This window comes from Marinilactibacillus kalidii (assembly GCF_017599325.1).
GTDB classification, from domain to species: Bacteria; Bacillota; Bacilli; order Lactobacillales; family Carnobacteriaceae_A; genus Marinilactibacillus; species Marinilactibacillus kalidii.
Window position 1 is genome coordinate 69,883 of sequence record NZ_JAGFVM010000003.1, and the last position, 21,254, is coordinate 91,136.

A 21,254-nucleotide genomic window follows, 5' to 3' on the forward strand; every position below is an offset into this window, starting at 1 on the left:
GAATTTGAGTAACGGAACAATTGTTAGTGTTTCAGGACCTTTAGTTACTGCAAAAGGTATGGAATCAGCTAATATACAAGATATTTGCCGTGTAGGTAAATTAGGACTAATTGGTGAAATCATTGAGATGCGAGGAGATGTCGCATCTATTCAGGTATATGAAGAAACTTCTATGGTTGGACCTGGCGAAGAAGTTGAAACTACGGGAGAACCTTTATCTGTAGAATTAGCTCCAGGAATGATTGCACAAATGTTCGATGGCATTCAACGTCCATTGGATGAATTTATGGATAAAACACAAAGTAACTTTTTAGAGCGTGGTATGGAAATCAAACCACTTAATAGAGATAAAGAATGGGACTTTACTGCGACAGTTGAAATTGGAACTGAAGTAATAGGTGGAGACATTTTAGGAACTGTTCAAGAGACTAGTGTATTAGAACACAGAATCATGGTACCTAACGGTGTCAGCGGAACAGTGAAATCTATTGCAAGTGGAACATATAAATTAACAGATACTTTATATGTGATTGAAACAGAAAATGGCGAAAAAGAATTTACAATGATTCAAAAATGGCCTGTTAGACGTAGTCGTCCAATTGAGCGTAAATTGAATCCTGTAGAACCATTGATTACTGGACAACGTGTTATTGATACACTTTTCCCAGTTGCTAAAGGTGGAGCAGCAGCAGTACCAGGACCATTTGGAGCTGGTAAAACGGTTGTTCAACACCAAATCGCTAAATGGGCTGATGTAGATTTAGTTGTTTATGTTGGTTGTGGTGAACGTGGAAATGAAATGACGGATGTTATCAACGAGTTCCCTGAACTGATTGATCCAAATACTGGTAAATCAATCATGGAAAGAACTGTTTTGATTGCAAACACTTCAAACATGCCCGTTGCTGCACGTGAAGCTTCAATTTATACAGGTATTACAATCGCTGAATACTTCCGTGATATGGGTTACTCTGTAGCAATCATGGCAGATTCAACTTCTCGTTGGGCAGAAGCACTTCGTGAAATGTCTGGTCGTCTAGAAGAGATGCCAGGGGATGAAGGTTATCCAGCTTATCTAGGTAGTCGTTTAGCTGAGTACTATGAACGTGCTGGTAAAGTTGTCTCATTGGGTTCAAAAGGACGCGAAGGTAGTATTACAGCTATCGGAGCGGTTTCACCTCCAGGTGGAGATACGTCTGAGCCGGTAACTCAAAATACACTACGTGTAGCGAAAGTATACTGGGGATTAGATTCATCTCTAGCTCAGAGACGTCACTTCCCATCTATTAACTGGTTAAGTTCATATTCATTGTATTCTAACGAAATGAATGAATTTGTTGGTAATAAATTGAATGTTGATTGGTCTTCTAAAGTAACAAGAGTTAAATCATTGTTACAAGACGAATCAGAACTTCAAGAGATTGTTCGACTAGTTGGTGTGGAGTCTCTTTCTGAAAAAGATAGACTTAAATTAATTGTCGCACGTATGATCCGAGAAGATTTCTTACAACAAAATGCATTTGATGATGTTGATACGTATACTTCACGTGAGAAACAATTTGAGATGGTAGAAACGATTCTTGATTTCCAAGATAAAGCACTACGTGCAATGGACTTAGGCGCTTATTACGATGAAATCAATGAAGGAACAGAAGAGATCCGTGAAAGAATCGGACGTTCTAAGTTTATTCCTGAAGAAGAAATTTCTCGATTTGCTGAAATCCGTAAGCAAACAGAAGATACAATTCAAAAGGTAATTGAAAAAGGTGGTGTAGAGTCCGATGCTTAAAGAATACAAAACAGTTTCCGAAATAGTAGGTCCTTTGATGACCGTAACTGGTGTTGAAGGTGTTAAGTACGATGAGCTCGTTGACATCGAGCTACAAGATGGTACTAGAAGACGTGGACAAGTACTTGAAATCGATGGCGAAAACGCTGTTGTTCAATTATTTGAAGGCTCAACTGGTATTAACCTTAAAGAAACGAAAGTTCGTTTCTTAGGTAGACCATTATCTTTAGATGTTTCTGAAGACATGATTGGTCGTACGTTTGATGGAATGGGACGCGTAAATGATGGCGGACCAGACCTTATTCCTGAAAAAAGTTTAGATATCAATGGTATTGCAATCAATCCGATTGCGCGTAACTACCCAGATGAATTTATTCAAACAGGTATTTCAACCATTGACCACTTGAACACATTAGTTCGTGGACAAAAACTTCCAGTATTCTCAGCTTCTGGTTTACCACATAAAGAGCTTGCAGCACAAATTGCTAGACAAGCAAGTGTAACAAATTCTGACGACAAATTTGCCGTAGTATTTGCTGCAATTGGTATTACTTTCGAGGAAGCCGAATTCTTTATGGAAGATTTCAAGAAAACTGGCGCGATCGACCGTTCAGTATTGTTTGTCAACTTGGCAGATGATCCTGCAATCGAACGTATCGCTACGCCTCGTATGGCACTTACAGCAGCAGAATATCTTGCGTTTGAAAAAGACATGCACGTTTTAGTTATCATGACTGATATGACTAACTATGCGGAAGCACTTCGTGAGATTTCAGCAGCTCGTCGTGAAGTACCAGGTCGTCGTGGATATCCTGGATATCTTTACACAAACTTGGCAACTCTTTATGAACGTGCTGGACGTTTGGAAGGATCAAAAGGTTCTGTTACACAGATTCCGATCCTAACAATGCCAGAGGAAGATATCACGCACCCAATTCCCGATTTAACTGGGTATATTACTGAGGGTCAAATCATCCTTTCTCGTGATCTTTATAACCAAGGATACCAACCACCAATCGACGTACTACCTTCACTTTCACGTTTGAAAGATAAAGGTACCGGAGAGGGTAAAACTCGTGAAGACCACTCTGCAACAATGAACCAGATTTTCTCTGCTTATGCACAAGGTAAAGAAGCAAAAGAATTATCTGCCGTTCTTGGGGAAGCAGCTTTGTCTAAGAGTGACCGTAAATATGTTGAATTTACGAATAAATTCGAAAAAGAATACGTAAATCAAGGTAACTACACGAATCGTTCAATTCAAGAAACATTAGACCTAGGTTGGGACTTACTGAAAGTCTTACCTCGTGGTGAGTTGAAACGTATTAAAGATGATATGCTGGATAAATATTTACCAAAAGGAGAGTGAGGTAAATGGCTAAATTAAACGTCAACCCCACTCGAATGGAACTATCAAACCTTAAAGATCGTCTTTCGTTAGCTTCTAGAGGACATAAGCTCCTTAAAGATAAGCAAGATGAACTGATGAGACGTTTCATTACGTTGATTCGCCAAAACAATGAGTTGCGTATAGAAGTGGAAGAAAAACTATCTAAGGCAATGCAATCTTTCGCTATGGCCAAATCATTAGTCCATGAAAACTTCATAGAAGAACTAATGGCTGTGCCAAGCCAAAGCGTTAATTTAAATATTGATCAAAAAAATATCATGAGTGTTCGAGTTCCTCAGATGCATTTCCAATATGGTGAAACTGCGGATGATCCTAAGGACTTGAGTTATGGATATTTGAATTCAAACGGTGAGTTGGATTTAACGTTTCAATATTTGATTGAAGTTATGCCAGATATGTTGGAATTAGCTGAAATCGAAAAAACTTGTCAATTAATGGCAGATGAAATCGAAAAAACAAGACGTCGTGTAAATGCATTAGAGTTCATGACGATTCCACAACTTGAAGAAACGATTTACTTTATTCAAATGAAACTTGACGAAGCTGAACGTGCTTCAATTACTCGTTTGATGAAAGTAAAAGATATGGGTTAATTTTAATAAGAGCATCGATACTTTTGTATCGATGCTCTTTTCGTTTAAAGGGATTAAAGTTGTCAAAAATCAAAGCAGATTGTACTATGGATGAGAGTGATCTGATCGATTAGGAGGCAGTACAATTGTCTAAAGATTTTTTTAAACTTAAGAGAAATGAAAAAAGTGCCTTAGTACTTGGCGGTGGTGGGGCTAGAGGATCTTTTGAGATTGGCGTTTGGAAAGCCTTGAAAGAACTGGATTTTGTCCCCAATATTATTACAGGGACATCTGTTGGTGCCCTAAATGGAGCTTTAATGCTCCAAGGGAAGGTAGAAGACGCTGAGACGATGTGGAAAGATATTGAAGGCTCTTCTATACTTGATTATGAGTTTCCAATGAGTATCGATAGTTTTAATGAATATCAACGAACATTAGGCTTTTTCTTTGTTAAGGCTATTGGGTCGAAAGGATTGAGTTCTAAACCGTTAAAAAATTTAATCAGTGAGTATATTACGGATGAAGCAGCTATACGGGAATCATCTATCGACTTTGGACTTTCCGTAACAAATGACGATACAGGTGAAATAGAATTTTTCTACTTGAAGGATATACCTGAGAATCGTTTAAAAGAGTACTTGTTGGCCAGCGCTTCGTTATATCCAGCAATGGAGAAAACAATTATTGATGGTACGCCTTATATGGATGGCGGTTATAAAAATAATATACCTTACGATATGGTCATAGAGCGTAAACCCGATAAAATGATTGTTGTAGACTTGCAAGGCCCAGGTCTCTTTAGTGTTGACCATCGAGTAGATACAGTTCCCACTGTGTGGATCAGAACACAATGGTCTCTGGGTGATCTACTGTTATTTAATAAAAAACGCACTTCTCTAAATATTAAACTGGGTTATTTAGAAACAATGAAACGTGCCAATCGGTACGAAGGCTTTTGGTATACATTTGATAAAGAAAGCATTAAGAGAGATTATCAAACTTTTTATCAATCGTTAAATAAATTGATGCAAAGTCAAGATTTGGATGGGCTTGAAAGGTTTCTTGAAGATGAAGAGTACCAGGTGAATATGATTGGGGAAATTTCAAACAAGTGGGGAAAAAATGTATCCTATAAATCACTTTCTTTAGCGGTAATGGAGTTAGCTGGAAAATGCTTTGGATTATTACCAGAAGAAGCGTATGAGGCAGAGCCTTTTCAAAAAGAAATTATAGCTAGAGTACAAAGATTAACGAATGAAGGTACTTTTAGTGAACTGGTGCCTGAGTTCCATTTAAGTGGAATAGAATGGGCAGAAAACATCAAAGAAAATGTTCCACTTTTATCAGATCGACAAATGACTTTATTTATCTACAATACAATTAAGAATACTTCGAATGATTTGTCAAATATATTATCTAAAATGGCTGCTTCAATCAAACCTTTCCCATTTATTCTCGCATTGTATATTCTTTATCTTGAAGATAAATACCATCTGTAAAAAATAACTTCAAAAAATTCCCAAAATGTTCCTATTATGTGGTAAAATTGAGGATAAGGGTTCAAGCGAGAGAAATGTTTTGGGAAGGAAGTAGTAATGACTGATCGAGGATTATTGATTGTTTTATCTGGGCCGTCAGGGGTAGGTAAAGGAACAGTTAGGAAAGCCATTTTTGACAATTATAATAATGATTTTGTATACTCTATTTCAATGACGACCAGAAAGCAACGAGAAGGCGAAGTAGACGGTGTTGATTATTATTTTCGCACCAAAGAGCAATTCGAACAATTGATTAAAGAAGACGGATTACTCGAATATGCAGAATACGTAGGAAATTATTACGGGACACCTTTGGAGTATGTGAACAAAACATTGGATGAAGGTAGAGATGTATTTCTTGAAATCGAAGTACAAGGTGCTTTAAAAGTGAGAGAAAAAATGCCAGAAGGTATCTTTGTATTCTTGTCACCTCCAGACCTTGAAGAGCTAAATTCACGCATTGTTAACCGTGGTACTGATAGTGATGAAATGATCAAAAAACGTATGACTAAAGCGGTTGAAGAATTAAAACTTATTCAATACTACGATTACGTGGTTGAGAATGATACAGTGAACAATGCAGCTAGAAAAATTAGAAATATTATTGAAAGTGAACACCTTAAGGTCACACGTAATCTAAAAGAATTTGCAGAAATTATAGAGGAGATGGAATAATATGTTATTATATCCTTCACAAGATAAATTATTAGACAAAATCGATTCAAAATACTCATTGGTTATTCTTGCGGCTAAACGAGCGAAAGAAATGCAACATAATCATAGCGTTGACTTACTTGATGAATACAAATCAATCAAAAATGTTGGTAGAGCGCTAGAAGAAATTGAATCAGGAGATATCGTATTAGATCCTGAAAGTATTCAAAACTAATACATGAAATAAGATAAAAACCTCTGCGGGTAAAGCGTTACTAGAGAAAAAGGCAACTTTTTCTCTAGTAGTCACTGGCAGAGGTTTTTTTATGAGAATGAAGCGTTAAGGTACTTTCATTGTTCCCCTTGAGGACTTAAAGACATTACAACAAATTCTTGGTAAAATGATTGTAAGAGATATGATGAGGAAGTGTAGCTAATGAAAAATTTAAAAGTAGCCTTTTACGTTACAGGTGGTATTGCTGTTTACAAGTCAGTCAACTTAATGAGAGAATTGATTAAGAGAGGCGCCGAGGTTAAGGTCGCGATGACTACTTCTGCGACAGAATTTGTTACGCCACTGACTTTTCAAGTTTTAAGCAAACATGCTGTTCACATTGACACGTTTTCAGAAGAAGATCCGCAATATGTCCAGCATATTCATCTTGCTGACTGGGCAGACATAGCCATTGTTGCCCCGGCTACAGCTAATACAATAGCTAAATTAGCGAACGGTATAGGAGATAATTTTGTAACATCGGCTCTTATGGCAACAACTTCACCGATTTTTTTAGTACCCGCAATGAATGAACATATGTTGGAACATCCTGCAACGCAACAAAATATTAGAACTTTAAAAAGTCGAAAAGCTTATGTTATGGAACCAGATACAGGATTTCTTGCAGAAGGCTACAGTGGTAAAGGTAGATTTCCAGAAAGTGAAATGATCATAGAAGAACTTGAAGGCTATTTATTGGCGTACAAGGGAGAACGTCCTTTGAAAGGGAAGAAAATTGTTGTCACTGCCGGGGGAACTAAAGAAAGAATTGACCCTGTAAGATTTATCTCAAATGATTCTTCTGGAAAAATGGGACATGCGCTTGCCGATGCTGCCTGGAAAAAAGGGGCTGAGGTCACACTAATTACAGCGAGTACTTTACCCACTCGCAAGCAAATCAAACGCGTTCAGGTAGATTCAGCTAAAGAAATGTATAACCACGTCAACGAATCATTTGAAACATTAGACGTATTGATCATGGCTGCAGCGGTGTCGGATTATGCTCCTTTAAACCAAGAAGAACATAAAATGAAGAAAAAAAATAATGTAACAATAGAATTGCAAAAAAATCCAGATATTTTAAAAGAGATGGGTCAGAAAAAAGTGAACCAATTTTTAGTAGGATTTGCTGCAGAAACTGAAAATATAGAAGCATACGCATTAAAAAAATTAAAAGAAAAGCATGCTGATTTAATTGTTGCGAATGATGTTGGAAAAAAAGATAGAGGCTTTAATACGAATGATAATGAAGTAACAATCTATTCTAACGTCGATCAGCCAGTGACCATTTCACTGACAAAAAAAGATGAGATCGCTGAAAATATTATTGATATCGTAATTGATCGTACTGAATGAAAGGAAGACAGTAATGCCCTATATCGCAGAAGTAATTGTTGATGTACCTGTTCTACAAACGAATAGACCGTTTCACTACAAAATACCAAGACAGTTTGACGAACGATTAGAATCTGGCATGCGTGTAGTCGTTCCTTTCGGTAAAGGTTCTCGATTGGTTCAAGGATTTGTGACGAATATTTTCAAATCAAGTGATTTCGAGGGTGAACTTAAAGAAATCGATGAATTAATGGATCTAGCGCCTGTGCTGAATCAAGAATTAATTGAACTCGGTGCGTATATGGCTAAAAGTACGTATAGCTTTCAGATCAGTTGTTATCAGACGATGCTTCCGGCAGTACTGAGAGCAAAGTATGAAAAAGTCGTTACAGTTGTTGATGACATTGATGAGGACACCTTTTTTGACTTATTCAAGGGTAAAAATACAATTACTTGGGAAGAAGTGATTGAACGAGATTTAGTTAAACAAATGCTCGATTTAAAAGCTGATGAAAAAGTCGAAGTAAATTATCTGGTTAAAGATAAACGAACCAAAAAGACAGTAAAAAAAATCAGACCAACTATTTCATTTGAACAATTAGAAGAAGCAAGAGAGTCTTTACGAAAGAATGCAAAAAAACAAATTGCCCTGTTAAATGTGCTTCAGTCCATGGATGCTACAGAATGGATCGATAAAAAGTGGCTTAAAGAAGAATATGGTATTTCACTTTCTTCTATTAAAGATGCAGAAGATAAGCAGTGGTTGGAAATAAAAGATATCGAAGTCTACCGTGATCCGTTCAAAGATATTACAATCGACAGAAGTGAGCATCTACAATTGAATCCAGATCAACAAATTGCTTACGATCAAATCGCTACTAAAATCGATGATCACGAGCATCAGGTCTTTCTTCTAAAAGGAATAACAGGTAGTGGGAAAACAGAAGTTTATTTGCAGACTATAGCAAGAGTCATGGAAAAAGGATTAGGCGCGCTTATGCTTGTACCAGAAATTGCTTTAACACCTCAAATGGTTTATCGGTTCAAGAGTCGCTTTGGAGAGAAAGTTGCTGTACTCCATAGTGGACTGTCAGAAGGTGAGAAGTACGATGAATGGCGCAAAATCAATAATGGGGAAGCATCTGTCGTTGTTGGTGCGCGCTCAAGTGTCTTTGCCCCCCTTAAATCAATTGGGTTAATCATTATAGACGAAGAACATGAAACGAGTTACAAGCAAGAGGAAAATCCACGTTATCATGCAAGAGATATCGCGATCTGGCGAGGTGCTTTTCATGATTGTCCAGTTATTCTTGGAAGTGCCACACCTTCTTTAGAATCAAGTGCTAGAGCAAGTAAACAAGTCTATACACTTTTAGAACTCAACGAACGTGCGAATCAAAAAGATCTTCCAGACGTTACGGTTGTAGATATGAGAGAAGAAGCGAAAAAAGGGAATAGAAGCGATTTTTCATTGGAATTACAAGCGGCTATTAAGGATCGACTCGAAAAAGGTGAGCAGTCTGTGTTAATGTTGAACCGAAGAGGCTATTCGTCGTTTGTCATGTGTCGTGATTGTGGTTTTGTACTCCAGTGTCCTAATTGTGATATCTCCCAGACGCTCCATATGGATACCAAGACGATGAAATGTCATTATTGTGGACATGAAGAAGGGATTCCTTCTATCTGTCCAAGTTGTCGAAGTAAAAGTATTCGTTATTTTGGTACTGGTACACAGAAGGTTCAAGAAGAACTTCAAGCGTTGTTTCCAGATGCAAGAATCATTAGAATGGATGTCGACACGACAAGAAGGAAAGGTGCCCATGAACGGTTGCTGAAAGATTTTGGTGACAAAAAAGCAGATATTCTCTTAGGTACACAAATGATTGCGAAAGGGCTAGATTTTCCCGATGTAACACTTGTGGGTGTCATTAATGCAGATACATCGCTAGGTTTACCAGACTTTAGGTCTTCGGAAAGAACTTTTCAGCTTCTGACTCAAGTGAGTGGTCGTGCTGGTCGTGCAGAAAAAACAGGGAAAGTATATGTTCAATCATTTAATCCTGAACATTATGCAATCCAGTATGCAAAACGACATGATTACGATGCCTTTTATAAAAGAGAAATGCATTTACGTCATTTGAGTGATTATAGCCCTTATTATTTTCTCGTTAGGATTTCTGTCAGTCATGAAAATGAAATGACTGCAGCCAAAAAAATTGGAGAATTTGTTCAGTTTATTCGTCCGGCATTAAGTGATAAAGCAATCGTATTAGGTCCTACGCCTAAATCAATCGCAAGAACGCACAATCGTTATCATTTTCAAGCCATTATTAAATATAAACAAGAAGCTGTGCTATCTGAAAAATTACACGAGCTATTATTGAATAGTCAAAAAGATCAGGCAAAAGGTCTTTTTGTATCCATTGATGCACAACCGATGAATTTCATTTAATCAATAGCCATAAAGGAGATAAATATGTATAAAGTTGTTTTTATGGGTACACCGCAGTTCTCTGTACCTATTCTCGAAGCTTTAGCAGCAGTTGAGAATGTTGAAATTATAGCTGTCGTGACTCAACCGGATAGAAAAGTCGGTAGAAAAAAAGTACTGACAGCACCACCAGTTAAAGAACAAGCACTAACCCTGAAATTACCTATCTTTCAACCAGAAAAACTTTCTGGTTCTGAAGAAATGAAGCAAATAGTAGAAATGGAACCGGATTTAATTGTAACAGCGGCGTATGGACAATATGTACCAACCAAATTGCTTTATACACCAACATTTAAGGCCATTAACGTTCATGCTTCTCTACTTCCAAAATACCGTGGAGCCGCACCTATTCATTCCGCTATTATCAATGGTGATAAAGAAACAGGTGTAACCATTATGTATATGGAAAAGGAAATGGATGCTGGCAATATCATCGCACAAAAGTCAATACCAATCACTGATCAAGACGATACCGGTACAATGTTTGACAAATTGAGTTTGGTGGGAAGAGATTTATTATTATCTGTACTCCCATCAGTATTTGACGGGACTAACCAATCGATTGAACAAAATACAGCAGAAGTCACTTACGCACCAATGATTCATTCCGAACAAGAAAAAATTGATTTTACCTTATCAGCTGAATCAATTGATAACAAAGTAAGAGGTCTAAGACCTTTTCCGGGAGCACATACTTATTTAGATGGACTAAGATTTAAGATTTGGGAAACCAATGTGCTTGAAGGGAAAGCGACAAGAGAGCCAGGAACAATCGAAGAGATCAAAAAAGAGGCTATTATTGTTGCCTGTGGAGATCAAACATTGCTAGCGCTGACGGAAATACAGCCTTCTGGTAAACAAAAAATGAGAACAAGAGACTATCTAGTCGGGGCTGGAAGTCAGTTGAAAGAGGGAATAAGCTTTGGCAAATAACACAATTAGAAAAAGCAGCCGATACTTGGCGATGACGATATTGGAAAAAGTCAATACTAAAGGTGCGTTCAGTAATATCGTTTTGAATCAAACAATTGAAAAAAATGCTTTATCAAGAGAAGAAAGCAACTTATTAACAGAACTCGTCTACGGGGTCATTCAAAGAAAAAGAACATTAGATTATACGTTGGAACCGCTATTAAATCCTAAGAAGAAGCTTGAAGATTGGGTACTTGAATTATTGAGACTATCTGTATACCAATTACACTACCTAGAAAGGGTACCTGATCATGCAGTATTAAATGAAGCAGTCAATATTGCAAAATCAAGAGGTCATAAGGGGATAGCAGGTCTAGTAAATGGTGTACTGAGAAATGTTCTGAGAAGTGAAAAACCTGATTTTAAAAAAATTACAGATCCAGTTAAACGATTAGGTATTCAATATAGCTTACCTGACTGGATGATTGAGACAACTATCCAGCAAATAGGAATTGAAGAGACAGAAAAATACGCTCAATCACTTTCTGAAAAATCTAAAGTGAGCTTGCGGATCAATCAGAAACAAATTTCAACAAAAGAAGCTATTGAACAATTGACCGCAGAAGGCTACGAAGTCTCTGAAAGTATTGTTTCACCACAAGGGTTGATTAGCGAGAGCGGTCTGCCAGCAAAGTCGGCATTATTTAAATCTGGAAAAATCACTATTCAAGATGAAAGTTCTATGCTGGTGGCACCTGCGCTTCAACTAGAAGTGGGGGATAAAGTACTCGATGCATGTGCTGCACCAGGAGGAAAGACAACTCATATTGCATCTTATTTAGATGCTGAACGTGGGGGTGAGGTTCTTGCACTCGACCTTCACGCACATAAAATCAAGTTGATTGAAGAAAATGCGAAAAGACAAAATGTTGATGGTGTAGTCAATGCAAAAAATATCGATGCACGCAAAATTAGTGAACAAGTATCAACAGAGTCTTTTGATAAAATATTAGTAGATGCTCCGTGTTCAGGTTTAGGCTTGATGAGAAGAAAACCGGAAATAAGATATTCTAAAACCACTGAAGATTTGAAATCACTTCAAAAAATTCAAATCGATATTCTTTCACATATGGCTCCTTTATTAAAAGCTAATGGCCGTTTGGTATATAGTACTTGTACGATTACACCTGAAGAAAATGAACAAGTAATTCAGGCATTTTTAGAAGAACATCCAGAATTTACTGTAGAACCGGTCTTTTTAGAAAACAAAAACTTGAAACTGGATGCAGATAACATGTTCAGACTATATCCGCATGAATTTCAGACAGATGGTTTCTTTATCTGTACGTTGGTCAAATCAAACTGATACTTGTACTAGGAAAAAAAATAAGAGATACTACTATATAATAGCGTCTATCTCCTTTAGAGAGCGGTCGTTAAAAATTGTTGATCAGCTATTTAATAACCAGAGGTGAATTAAACTGAACATTACAACAAAATCTCATATTGGTAAGAGAAATTCAAATCAAGACTATGTTTCGACCTTCGTCAATAATAGTAATCAGACCTTAGCCGTTCTTTGTGATGGAATGGGTGGTCATAATGCTGGAGATATTGCGAGTGAAATGGCTGTATTACAACTTGGAAATAGCTGGAGTCAGTCTGGATTTGAAAATGAAAATATTCAATCAGTCGAACAATGGTTTCAGAGCCATATCAACGAAGAGAATAAAAGAATCTACGATGCAGCAAACATCTTCAAAGATTTACAAGGGATGGGAACTACGCTAGTCGCAGCGGCTGTTTTCGAAGAAACGACTTTAGTAGCCAATGTTGGGGACAGTCGAGCTTATGTCGTTGAGGGTTCATCCATCACACGTATCACTGAGGATCATTCCTTTGCAAACGAATTGAAAATCAGTGGACAAATCACGGAAGAAGAAGCGATGACGCATGAGAAAAGAAATACGCTGACACGTTCCCTTGGTGTACAGTCATCAGTCAATATAGACTTCTTTTATTTTGATAACACGGGGAAAGATCTTTTACTACTCTGCTCAGATGGATTAACCAATGCATTAACAGAAAACGAGATTCTTTCAATATTATCCCAACCAATCAATGATACACGTAAAGCAGATGCATTGATTCAGCGGGCTCTTGAAAATGGTGCAACAGATAATATCACTGTTTGTCTGCTGGATATCAAATCACCATTTTCTAACAAAAAAGATCATTCAGAGACAGAAGGGGGGGATTTGAATGGAATCAGGTGAAAGAATTAATGGAAGATATAAAGTTATTAAAAGTATTGGCTCAGGTGGTATGGCGAAGGTTTACCTGGCAAAAGATCTGATACTAGAACGAGATGTGGCTGTTAAATTGATGGCATATAATTTTCATAATGATGAAAATAGTATCAGACGATTTAAGAGAGAAGCACTTGCTACAACTGAACTCGTTCATCCCAATATTGTGAATATTTACGATGTGGGTGAAGATGAAAATCCTTATATTGTAATGGAATATGTAGAAGGTGCCGATTTAAAACAGTACATCCATGATCATCATCCAATTCCCTACAAGAAATCTGTAGAAATCATGAGTCAGATTTTAGATGCTGTAAGATATGCACATCAGCACAATATTATTCATCGTGATATCAAACCGCAAAACATCTTGATCGATCATGATGGCTCTGTGAAAATAACAGACTTTGGTATTGCAGTGGCTCTTTCACAGAATTCCATTACCCAAACCAACTCATTACTGGGTTCTGTGCACTACCTGTCTCCTGAGCAAGCTAGAGGAAGCATGGCTACCAAACAATCAGACATCTATTCGCTTGGTATTTTATTATATGAATTACTAACAGGGGATGTCCCTTTTGATGGAGAATCGGCTGTGTCGATAGCATTGAAACATTTTCAAAATGATTTACCATCAATTAGAGATATAGATCACCGAATTCCCCAACCACTAGAGAATGTGGTCTTAAGAGCGACTACAAAGGAAGCGAGTCAACGATATCAAACGATTGATGAAATGAAAGCTGACTTGATGACTGCACTATCTCCAGAGAGAGCAAGTGAAGAGAAGTTTGTTCCTAAAGATACTGATCAAGAGGACACGATGGTGATTACACCAATTGCTGTTCCAGAAAAGAAAGCGGAAGATTCATTAGAGAAAAGTGAAGAAGTTTCTAAAAAGAAACCACCTACAGATTCAGATAATAAAAAACCTAAAAAGCGTAAACAGAGAAAATGGATTTGGTTGTTACTGATCCTATTGTTTTTGACAGTTCTTGTCGGGGCTATTGGATTCTTTTCAAGACCTCAAGAGGTAACCATTCCTGAACTTGAAGGTATGACGCAAGAAGAGGCTGAAGAAGCATTAGCTCAAAAGAACTTAGTAATAGGAAATGTGACTGAGCAAAATAGCGAAGATGTTGAGGAAGGTGTCGTCATCAAAAGTGATCCTACCTCGGGCGCTACGGTAAGAGAAGAATCAGCCGTAGATTTATTTGTCAGCATTGGCCAAGAAGCATATGAAATAGACAATTATGAAGGGGAAGTTTACGAGAGTATTCGGGCGGAGCTTACCTCATTAGGGTTTACCGTAGAGAGCGAACAGCAAAGTAGTAATACAATTGCGGAAGGTAACATTATTTCTCAAGATATTGAAGCTGGAGAAGAAGTGGTTCCTGGAAAGACAACCATTAAGTTTGTAGTTAGTACCGGACAGGCAGGATATACCTTAAGAGACCTTACGGGTTATTCAGAAGCTGGTGTATTAGATTATGCAGACGAATTAGGACTATCAATATCAAGTACGGATGAACCGAGTAATGACGTTCCCGCTAGACAAGTGAGTAGCCAATCTCCTGAAGCAGGAACAACCGTTTATTCAGGCAATAGAATTTCTGTGGTTTTTTCTACAGGGCCAGAAGCAGTTGAACGTCGATCATTTGATGAAGGTATCATTGTTCCTTACGAAGAACCTGAAGAGTTAGCGGATCAAGATGCTACGGACGATCAAGAAGAATCAACTGATACAGAAGAAACAGAAGTTCAAAATTCTGCTCCGGTACCAAATTTGATTAAAATATATATCGAAGACGCAGAGAATGCTTATGATAAAGTGTATAAAGAATATGAAATTACTAAAGATACACCGGAAATTCTGACGTTTATTGTAGAAGAAGGTCAATCTGCAAGATATAAAGTAGAACGTGATGGAGAAATCATTATGGAAGAATCCGGATTGACAGAATAGCATCATAATAGAAGGGATGGAACTATTTGCAAAGAGGACAGATAACGAAAGCACTTAGTGGATTTTATTACGTTACAGATGAATCGAATACGATTTATCAAACGAGAGCGAGAGGTGTCTTTCGAAAACAGAACTTAACACCATTAGTCGGAGATTATGTGGAATTTGAAAGTGGAAATATTTCAGAAGGGATCATTCAGAATCTGCTGGAAAGAAAAAATGAGCTGACGAGACCCCAAGTGGCTAATGTAGATGTAGGTATAGTGATTATGTCCGCAGTAGATCCAGACTTTTCTACACAACTGTTAGACCGGTTTCTTGTTATGCTGGAGTCCAAGCATATTGAGCCTGTGATTTTTATTACGAAAATGGACAAGTTAACTGAGGATCAACGACAAGAAATCGTTGCTTATCAAGCTGAGTATGTCGCGATTGGCTACCAAATCATATTGACTGAAAAAACAGTAGAGATGAAGAAGAAACAAGTAGAACAAATTTTCAAAGAGCAATTTGGTGGTAAACTGATTGTATTTATTGGGCAATCAGGTGCAGGAAAGTCGACCTTGCTCAATGTCATTGATTCTTCCTTGGCGTTGAAAACAGGAGAAACGTCAAAATCACTGGGTAGAGGGAAACACACCACGAGGCATGTTGAACTGATCCCATTGATGGATAGTCTAATTGCGGATACGCCCGGTTTTAGCTCTTTGAATTTTGACGATATTGAACAAGAAGAATTGACCGAATATTTTCCGGAAATGTGGGCTCGAAGAGGAGAATGTAAGTTTAGTGGATGTATCCATTTAGAAGAACCGAAATGTGCTGTCAAAAAGGCCGTTGAGGATCAAGTCATCCCTAAATATAGATATGATCATTATCTATTATTTTTAGAAGAAATTAGAAACAGAAAACCACGATACAAGAAAAAAGGAGCATTTTAATGAAAATAGCCCCATCGATTTTAAGTGCAGATTTTTCAAAATTAAAAGAGGAAATCGCGTTAGTAGAACAAGGTGGCGCAGATTGGATACATGTTGATGTAATGGATGGCCATTTTGTACCGAATATTACTTTTGGATACAATGTAGTAGAGGCAATTAGACCACACACATCACTGCCGCTCGATTGTCACTTGATGATCGAAAACCCAGAAGATTATATTCATTCATTTGCTAAAGCAGGTGCCGATTATATTTCTGTCCATGTTGAAAGTACACCTCATATCCATAGAGCAGTACAATTAATCAAAAATAATGACGTTAAAGCAGGAATCGTTATTAATCCTGGAACTCCAGTAGAAACCATCAAACCACTTTTGCATATGGTAGATATGATATTAGTAATGACAGTTAATCCAGGATTCGGTGGACAAAGCTTCATACCAGAGACCATTGACAAAATCGAATGGTTAAATGAATTTAGACAAGAGAAGGCATACTCCTATCTTATCGAAGTTGATGGCGGGATTGTACCTGAAACTGCAAAACAGTGCAAAGAGGCTGGTACCGACGTCTTTGTGGCCGGATCATATGTGTATGGATCTGAAAACCCTGTAGAAATGATCACGAATTTGAAGTACGCGGTGAGTTAAATGAGCATTGTTCATATTATGTTAGGGAGTCCAGACGAGCAAAGAGTCTGGCCTCCGCAGCGTCATTCGGATTATTATATCGGTGTAGATAGAGGAGCCTTTTATTTAACCGAGAAGGGGTATAAGCCAGATCTTGTTTTAGGCGATTTTGATTCTATATCTCAATCTGAAAAAATAGATATAAAACAGCAGGCTAAAGAATTTATGCAATTTGACCCTGATAAGGATGACACGGATGCGGAGCTTAGTTTGGTCTATGCTATGCAACGATTTAATCCTGAAAAAATCATTTTTTACGGATGGTCGGGTGGTCGATTAGATCACTTCATGAGTATACTGATGATTGCTCTACAGCCTAGATTTAAAGAGATTGTGCCAATGCTAGAACTAGTTGATCAAACAAACTCAGTTCGATATTTTTTACCTGGCTCATATGTCATTCATAAAGAGACTGATAAAAAATATTGTTCAGTGATCGGGATGACGCCAGTCAAGCGACTTACCCTAGACGAAGGGTTTAAATACACATTAAGTAGTGTAGATTATGACTATGCGATAGCATTGATCAGCAATGAATTTGAAAAAGAAAACGCACAATTGACTTTTGAGTCAGGAATCGTCGCCTTTATTCAAAGTAGAGATAAAGCGTAACCTGACTAAGTAAAAAGCAGATTTGATTGGAAATGTTTTAAGTCTATTCAGACTTTGCATAAACAAGTCAAATCTGATTTTTTGAGCATTAAAAAGATCTTTTTAGCGCAAGTGTTGTATGCTTAAAACAAAAAGGGATGAGTTGTTATGAAACTAACTGTAACTAAAGCATTTTTAGAGGAGATAATGGGGCAATATAGTAATGGACGCGCCTTTTGTGGTTATGCTGAGCAGTCCAAAATAATCGCTATACCCATTCCTAAATTTTATGTTATTGTTTTGGATCATACGACCTTGACCCTGGTGCAACTTGACTTGAAAATTCAAGAAAAAGCAGTAACCGTTATTCCGATAGAGTCGATTGAACAGCTAGACATCAGCGGATTGTATTTTAAAAAAATTGTACTCAAAACGAACCATCAAACATATAAATTAATCATTAGACCATATATCATTGGTATAAAAGAATATCAAAGGAATCTGATTTCAGCATTGGAGCGAATTCATAGATAAAAACAAAGTGGACCTTATTTCAATGAGTCTCTAAAATTTTTGATAGCGGGAAAAGAATAAGCTATATAACGTTACCATTTTTATGTTAAAATAGAATCACAAAAATACTGAAGTAATGATTTATATTTGAGTAAGTGTAAACCGAACGACTATGGCCAAGATATTCAGACCGAACGGAGGTGGAAAACAACTGATGGAGAATAGAAGAAAGTTTTTTAGAGTTAGAATCAAAGGGTTTAAGGATGCTACTATGATCCTTCCAGGAAAAAAACAAACTACATACGATATTACAATGGTAAATGTAAGTGGGAATGGACTATCTTTTATGAGTAGGGAAAAATTCCTTATATCAGAATTTTTAAAATATCACTTTCAGTTTGATCTAGCAGGTGAACAATTTAATTTAGTGGGTTGTATTATCAGAAAGTATGACGTGGACGAAGACCGATATATAAGGTACGGTGTGAAATTAGATTCAATGTCCAATAAAGAAGAATCTGAATTGATTAGAAGAATCAATAAATACCAAACGATACATTATCGAGATAATATCTTTGAAAGTGAAGAGGTATGAACATCGCGAGGAGCCTAGCCCAGTGCTGGTTTCTTTTTTTTGACATTATCTGAAAAAGTGGACAAACAAAAAGCCAGCAGGCACTGATTGATCAGTTCTGCTGGCTCTATGACTCTTTAAAATTTATACGCGTTCTACTTTACCTGATTTAAGGGCACGTGCAGAAACCCATACTTTTTTAGGTTGTCCATCTACCATAATACGTACTTTTTGCAAGTTTGCTGCAAAGCGACGTTTAGATTTATTGTTAGCGTGTGAGCGGTTATTTCCACTTTTAGCTTTACGTCCAGTTACGAAACATTCTTTAGTCATAATTAACTCTCCTCCTTTACGCAATAGCCTCTAAGGTAAGAAGCTAAATCATACTTATATAAGATACCATATAGAATACAAACAAGCAAGAAAATATTATCAATCTTTCAAGTGATCTACCTTGACAGTAAATGACATATAATGCTGTTAAACTTATAAAATAGGTATTGTCTTTCATTATAAAACGCGATATGCTAAAATATGTTTGAGTATTCAATATGTATATCATGAAAATAAGATGCAAGTTAACGATTGTGATCATGAGAAATTTGAATAGAGAGGGGAAAATCATTAATGACAGTTAATCTGAAAACTCAATTTGGCAACGTTGAAATTTCAAATGAGGTAATTGCTACTGTAGTTGGCGGTGCAGCGACAGAAAATTTCGGTATCGTAGGAATGGCAAGCCGAAAACAAGTACGTGATGGGCTCATTGAGATTTTGAATCGTGAAAATTATTCACGTGGGATAGTTGTGAGACAAGAAGATGAAGAAATCGTTATCGATGTTTACATTATCGTAAGTTATGGCACGAAGATTTCTGAAGTATCAAAAAACGTTCAGGAACATGTCATGTATCAGTTAGAAGCAAATCTTGGTATCAAAGCTAAATCGGTTAATGTGTTTGTACAAGGCGTGCGCGTATAAATTAGATATTACCATAGTCACAAATCCTTGTGACAAGGGAGGAACTCAATAAAGTGGAAGTATTAAACTTAACATCTGATGAATTTAAAAATATGGTCGCAGCCGGTAGGGCTAGACTTGACGAAAATACTGAGTACGTGAACTCATTAAACGTATTTCCTGTTCCAGATGGAGATACTGGTACAAATATGAATTTGTCTTTTACCAGTGGTGCAAAAGCGGTAAAGGAAACGGATAGTGATCATATTGGAGAAGTTGCACAAGCACTTGCCAAAGGTTTATTAATGGGCGCACGAGGAAACTCTGGCGTAATCCTTTCTCAACTATTTAGAGGATTTGGTAAAGAGATTCAACAGCATAAAACAATTAATGCAAAACAATTTGCTGCTGCATTCCAAAATGGTGTAGAGTCAGCTTACAATGCAGTGATGAAACCTGTAGAAGGAACGATTCTGACTGTAGCTAGAGAATCAGCAAAATCAGGTGTCAAAAAAGCGAATGATACAGATAATATTATAGAAGTAATGGAAAAAATCATCTCTTCTGCAAAAAAATCTCTTAAAAAGACGCCTGACTTACTACCAGTACTTAAAGAAGTTGGTGTAGTTGATAGTGGTGGTCAAGGGCTAGTATATGTTTATGAAGGATTTTTATCTTCATTGACAGGAGAAGCACCAGTAGAAGAAGCACCTGAATTGGATGAACTGGTTCGTGCTGAACATCACCGTAATGACGTTCACGAACATGTACACACTGAGGATATTACATTCGGTTATTGTACTGAGATCATGGTTCGTATCGGTGAAGGCGAAACTGTCGATAGTGAATTCGACTATGATGCGTTTCGTAATCATTTAGACAAGATGGGCGATTCACTTCTTGTTGTGGCAGATGATGAAGTAATCAAGGTTCATGTGCACACCGAACATCCTGGTGAAGTGATGAATTACGGCCAAAAATTTGGTTCTTTGATGAAAATCAAAGTTGATAATATGAGAGAACAGCACTCAGCACTCTCTTCAGAAGCACCGAAGAAAAAAGTTGAAGTAAAAGATATTGCAGTCTTAGCAGTAGCTGCTGGAGAAGGCATCAAGCAACTATTTGAAAGTTTAGGTGTAGACTATGTACTTCTAGGCGGACAAACAATGAACCCAAGTACAGAAGATATTATTAAAGCTATGGAAAATGTACCAGCAAAACAGTATATTATCTTGCCTAATAATAAAAATATCTTTATGGCTGCAGAACAAGCTGCTGAAGTTTCCGACGTAGACACGGTCGTTGTCGAATCAAAAACGATTCAACAAGGATTGACTTCTATGTTAGGTTTTAATGCAACACAAGATTTGGAGACAAATAAAGAGAACATGACAGCTGAACTCAAAGCAGTCATCTCTGGTCAAGTAACTTTTGCGGTTCGTGATACAGAAATCAATGGGATTGCCATCAAAAAAGATGACTTTATGGGGATTATCGATGGGGCCATTAAAGTATCCGCTAGCGACATCAAGCAAGTTACATTAGATACGATCGATCAAATGATTAATGAAGACAGCGAAATTTTAACCCTTCTTTACGGAGAAGATGGTTCTAGAGAAGTTGCTGAAGAAATTGGCCAAGCTGTTGAAAATAAATATGAGGATGTTGAAGTGGAAATTCACGAAGGTGGACAACCCGTTTATCCATACCTTATTTCAGTAGAGTAAACAGTCAA

General features: G+C 37.2%; 20 protein-coding genes. 19 read left to right on the plus strand and 1 reads right to left on the minus strand.

The features are described 5' to 3' along the window. The first annotated feature begins 4 nt into the window (after positions 1-4). From J5J05_RS00575 to J5J05_RS00655, 17 genes are all read left to right on the plus strand, one after another. The gene (locus J5J05_RS00575; protein ID WP_208558716.1) at positions 5-1,789 is read left to right on the plus strand and encodes a V-type ATP synthase subunit A; all 1,785 of its coding nucleotides are present in this window, start codon (positions 5-7) and stop codon (positions 1,787-1,789) included. Next, entirely contained in the window at positions 1,782-3,158 is a 1,377-nt protein-coding gene (locus tag J5J05_RS00580) for a V-type ATP synthase subunit B (protein ID WP_208558717.1), read from the plus strand. Before J5J05_RS00575 ends, J5J05_RS00580 begins: the two co-directional genes overlap by 8 nt. A gap of 5 nt (positions 3,159-3,163) precedes the next feature. Then, positions 3,164-3,793, plus strand: coding sequence for a V-type ATP synthase subunit D (locus J5J05_RS00585; protein ID WP_208558718.1), 630 nt, complete (start codon positions 3,164-3,166; stop codon positions 3,791-3,793). A 125-nt stretch (positions 3,794-3,918) separates the two neighbouring features. Continuing rightward, positions 3,919-5,271: a patatin-like phospholipase family protein gene (locus J5J05_RS00590; protein ID WP_208558719.1), complete on the plus strand. Its 1,353-nt coding sequence runs from the start codon at positions 3,919-3,921 to the stop codon at positions 5,269-5,271. Between the two features lie 96 nt (positions 5,272-5,367). Next, positions 5,368-5,985 (plus strand): guanylate kinase, encoded by a 618-nt coding sequence (gmk, locus tag J5J05_RS00595; protein WP_208558720.1) that lies wholly within the window; start codon positions 5,368-5,370, stop codon positions 5,983-5,985. Between the two features lies 1 nt (position 5,986). Beyond that, positions 5,987-6,199 carry a DNA-directed RNA polymerase subunit omega gene (gene rpoZ / locus J5J05_RS00600; protein ID WP_208558721.1) on the plus strand — a complete coding sequence of 71 codons (213 nt, stop codon included), beginning with the start codon at positions 5,987-5,989 and terminating at the stop codon, positions 6,197-6,199. A gap of 201 nt (positions 6,200-6,400) precedes the next feature. Continuing rightward, positions 6,401-7,594: a bifunctional phosphopantothenoylcysteine decarboxylase/phosphopantothenate--cysteine ligase CoaBC gene (gene coaBC, locus J5J05_RS00605; RefSeq protein WP_208558722.1), complete on the plus strand. Its 1,194-nt coding sequence runs from the start codon at positions 6,401-6,403 to the stop codon at positions 7,592-7,594. A 13-nt stretch (positions 7,595-7,607) separates the two neighbouring features. Next, positions 7,608-10,025, plus strand: coding sequence for a primosomal protein N' (gene priA / locus J5J05_RS00610; RefSeq protein WP_208558723.1), 2,418 nt, complete (start codon positions 7,608-7,610; stop codon positions 10,023-10,025). A gap of 24 nt (positions 10,026-10,049) precedes the next feature. Next, positions 10,050-10,997 carry a methionyl-tRNA formyltransferase gene (fmt, locus tag J5J05_RS00615; protein ID WP_208558724.1) on the plus strand — a complete coding sequence of 316 codons (948 nt, stop codon included), beginning with the start codon at positions 10,050-10,052 and terminating at the stop codon, positions 10,995-10,997. Further along, positions 10,987-12,342 carry a 16S rRNA (cytosine(967)-C(5))-methyltransferase RsmB gene (rsmB, locus tag J5J05_RS00620; RefSeq protein ID WP_279633259.1) on the plus strand — a complete coding sequence of 452 codons (1,356 nt, stop codon included), beginning with the start codon at positions 10,987-10,989 and terminating at the stop codon, positions 12,340-12,342. Before fmt ends, rsmB begins: the two co-directional genes overlap by 11 nt. 139 nt (positions 12,343-12,481) lie before the next feature. Beyond that, positions 12,482-13,252 carry a Stp1/IreP family PP2C-type Ser/Thr phosphatase gene (locus J5J05_RS00625; protein ID WP_341868488.1) on the plus strand — a complete coding sequence of 257 codons (771 nt, stop codon included), beginning with the start codon at positions 12,482-12,484 and terminating at the stop codon, positions 13,250-13,252. Next, positions 13,239-15,251, plus strand: a complete 2,013-nt coding sequence (gene pknB, locus J5J05_RS00630; RefSeq protein ID WP_208558725.1) for a Stk1 family PASTA domain-containing Ser/Thr kinase — start codon at positions 13,239-13,241, stop codon at positions 15,249-15,251. Before J5J05_RS00625 ends, pknB begins: the two co-directional genes overlap by 14 nt. Positions 15,252-15,277: 26 nt before the next feature. Beyond that, complete coding sequence (gene rsgA, locus J5J05_RS00635) at positions 15,278-16,192, plus strand: ribosome small subunit-dependent GTPase A (protein WP_208558726.1); 915 nt, start codon at positions 15,278-15,280, stop codon at positions 16,190-16,192. Continuing rightward, complete coding sequence (rpe, locus tag J5J05_RS00640; RefSeq protein ID WP_208558727.1) at positions 16,192-16,842, plus strand: ribulose-phosphate 3-epimerase; 651 nt, start codon at positions 16,192-16,194, stop codon at positions 16,840-16,842. Before rsgA ends, rpe begins: the two co-directional genes overlap by 1 nt. Then, a complete protein-coding gene (locus J5J05_RS00645; protein ID WP_208558728.1) occupies positions 16,843-17,493 on the plus strand; it encodes a thiamine diphosphokinase in 651 nt (216 codons plus the stop codon). A 147-nt stretch (positions 17,494-17,640) separates the two neighbouring features. Further along, positions 17,641-18,006, plus strand: a complete 366-nt coding sequence (locus tag J5J05_RS00650; RefSeq protein ID WP_208558729.1) for a hypothetical protein — start codon at positions 17,641-17,643, stop codon at positions 18,004-18,006. A gap of 193 nt (positions 18,007-18,199) precedes the next feature. Next, complete coding sequence (locus tag J5J05_RS00655; RefSeq protein WP_208558730.1) at positions 18,200-18,580, plus strand: PilZ domain-containing protein; 381 nt, start codon at positions 18,200-18,202, stop codon at positions 18,578-18,580. 123 nt (positions 18,581-18,703) lie between these two features. On the opposite strand, the gene rpmB is transcribed toward J5J05_RS00655, so the two are convergent. Beyond that, entirely contained in the window at positions 18,704-18,892 is a 189-nt protein-coding gene (rpmB, locus tag J5J05_RS00660; RefSeq protein WP_208558731.1) for a 50S ribosomal protein L28, read from the minus strand. A gap of 294 nt (positions 18,893-19,186) precedes the next feature. Here rpmB and J5J05_RS00665 point away from each other — a divergent pair, with 294 nt between their 5' ends. Both J5J05_RS00665 and J5J05_RS00670 read left to right on the plus strand, forming a co-directional pair. Continuing rightward, the gene (locus J5J05_RS00665) at positions 19,187-19,540 is read left to right on the plus strand and encodes an Asp23/Gls24 family envelope stress response protein (RefSeq protein WP_208558732.1); all 354 of its coding nucleotides are present in this window, start codon (positions 19,187-19,189) and stop codon (positions 19,538-19,540) included. Between the two features lie 53 nt (positions 19,541-19,593). After that, on the plus strand, positions 19,594-21,246 hold the full coding sequence (locus J5J05_RS00670; protein ID WP_208558733.1) for a DAK2 domain-containing protein: 1,653 nt from the start codon (positions 19,594-19,596) through the stop codon (positions 21,244-21,246). The last annotated feature ends 8 nt before the right edge of the window (positions 21,247-21,254 follow it).

Excerpts from the sequence above, each read along its gene's own strand:
- J5J05_RS00580 (WP_208558717.1), top strand. The coding sequence starts at position 1,782 with ATGCTTAAAGAATACAAAACAGTTTCCGAAATAGTAGGTCCTTTGATG.
- J5J05_RS00585 (WP_208558718.1), top strand. The coding sequence starts at position 3,164 with ATGGCTAAATTAAACGTCAACCCCACTCGAATGGAACTATCAAACCTT.
- gmk (WP_208558720.1), top strand. The coding sequence starts at position 5,368 with ATGACTGATCGAGGATTATTGATTGTTTTATCTGGGCCGTCAGGGGTA.
- rpoZ (WP_208558721.1), top strand. The coding sequence starts at position 5,987 with ATGTTATTATATCCTTCACAAGATAAATTATTAGACAAAATCGATTCA.
- coaBC (WP_208558722.1), top strand. The coding sequence starts at position 6,401 with ATGAAAAATTTAAAAGTAGCCTTTTACGTTACAGGTGGTATTGCTGTT.
- priA (WP_208558723.1), top strand. The coding sequence starts at position 7,608 with ATGCCCTATATCGCAGAAGTAATTGTTGATGTACCTGTTCTACAAACG.
- fmt (WP_208558724.1), top strand. The coding sequence starts at position 10,050 with ATGTATAAAGTTGTTTTTATGGGTACACCGCAGTTCTCTGTACCTATT.
- pknB (WP_208558725.1), top strand. The coding sequence starts at position 13,239 with ATGGAATCAGGTGAAAGAATTAATGGAAGATATAAAGTTATTAAAAGT.
- rpe (WP_208558727.1), top strand. The coding sequence starts at position 16,192 with ATGAAAATAGCCCCATCGATTTTAAGTGCAGATTTTTCAAAATTAAAA.
- J5J05_RS00645 (WP_208558728.1), top strand. The coding sequence starts at position 16,843 with ATGAGCATTGTTCATATTATGTTAGGGAGTCCAGACGAGCAAAGAGTC.
- J5J05_RS00650 (WP_208558729.1), top strand. The coding sequence starts at position 17,641 with ATGAAACTAACTGTAACTAAAGCATTTTTAGAGGAGATAATGGGGCAA.
- J5J05_RS00655 (WP_208558730.1), top strand. The coding sequence starts at position 18,200 with ATGGAGAATAGAAGAAAGTTTTTTAGAGTTAGAATCAAAGGGTTTAAG.
- rpmB (WP_208558731.1), bottom strand. The coding sequence starts at position 18,892 with ATGACTAAAGAATGTTTCGTAACTGGACGTAAAGCTAAAAGTGGAAAT.
- J5J05_RS00665 (WP_208558732.1), top strand. The coding sequence starts at position 19,187 with ATGACAGTTAATCTGAAAACTCAATTTGGCAACGTTGAAATTTCAAAT.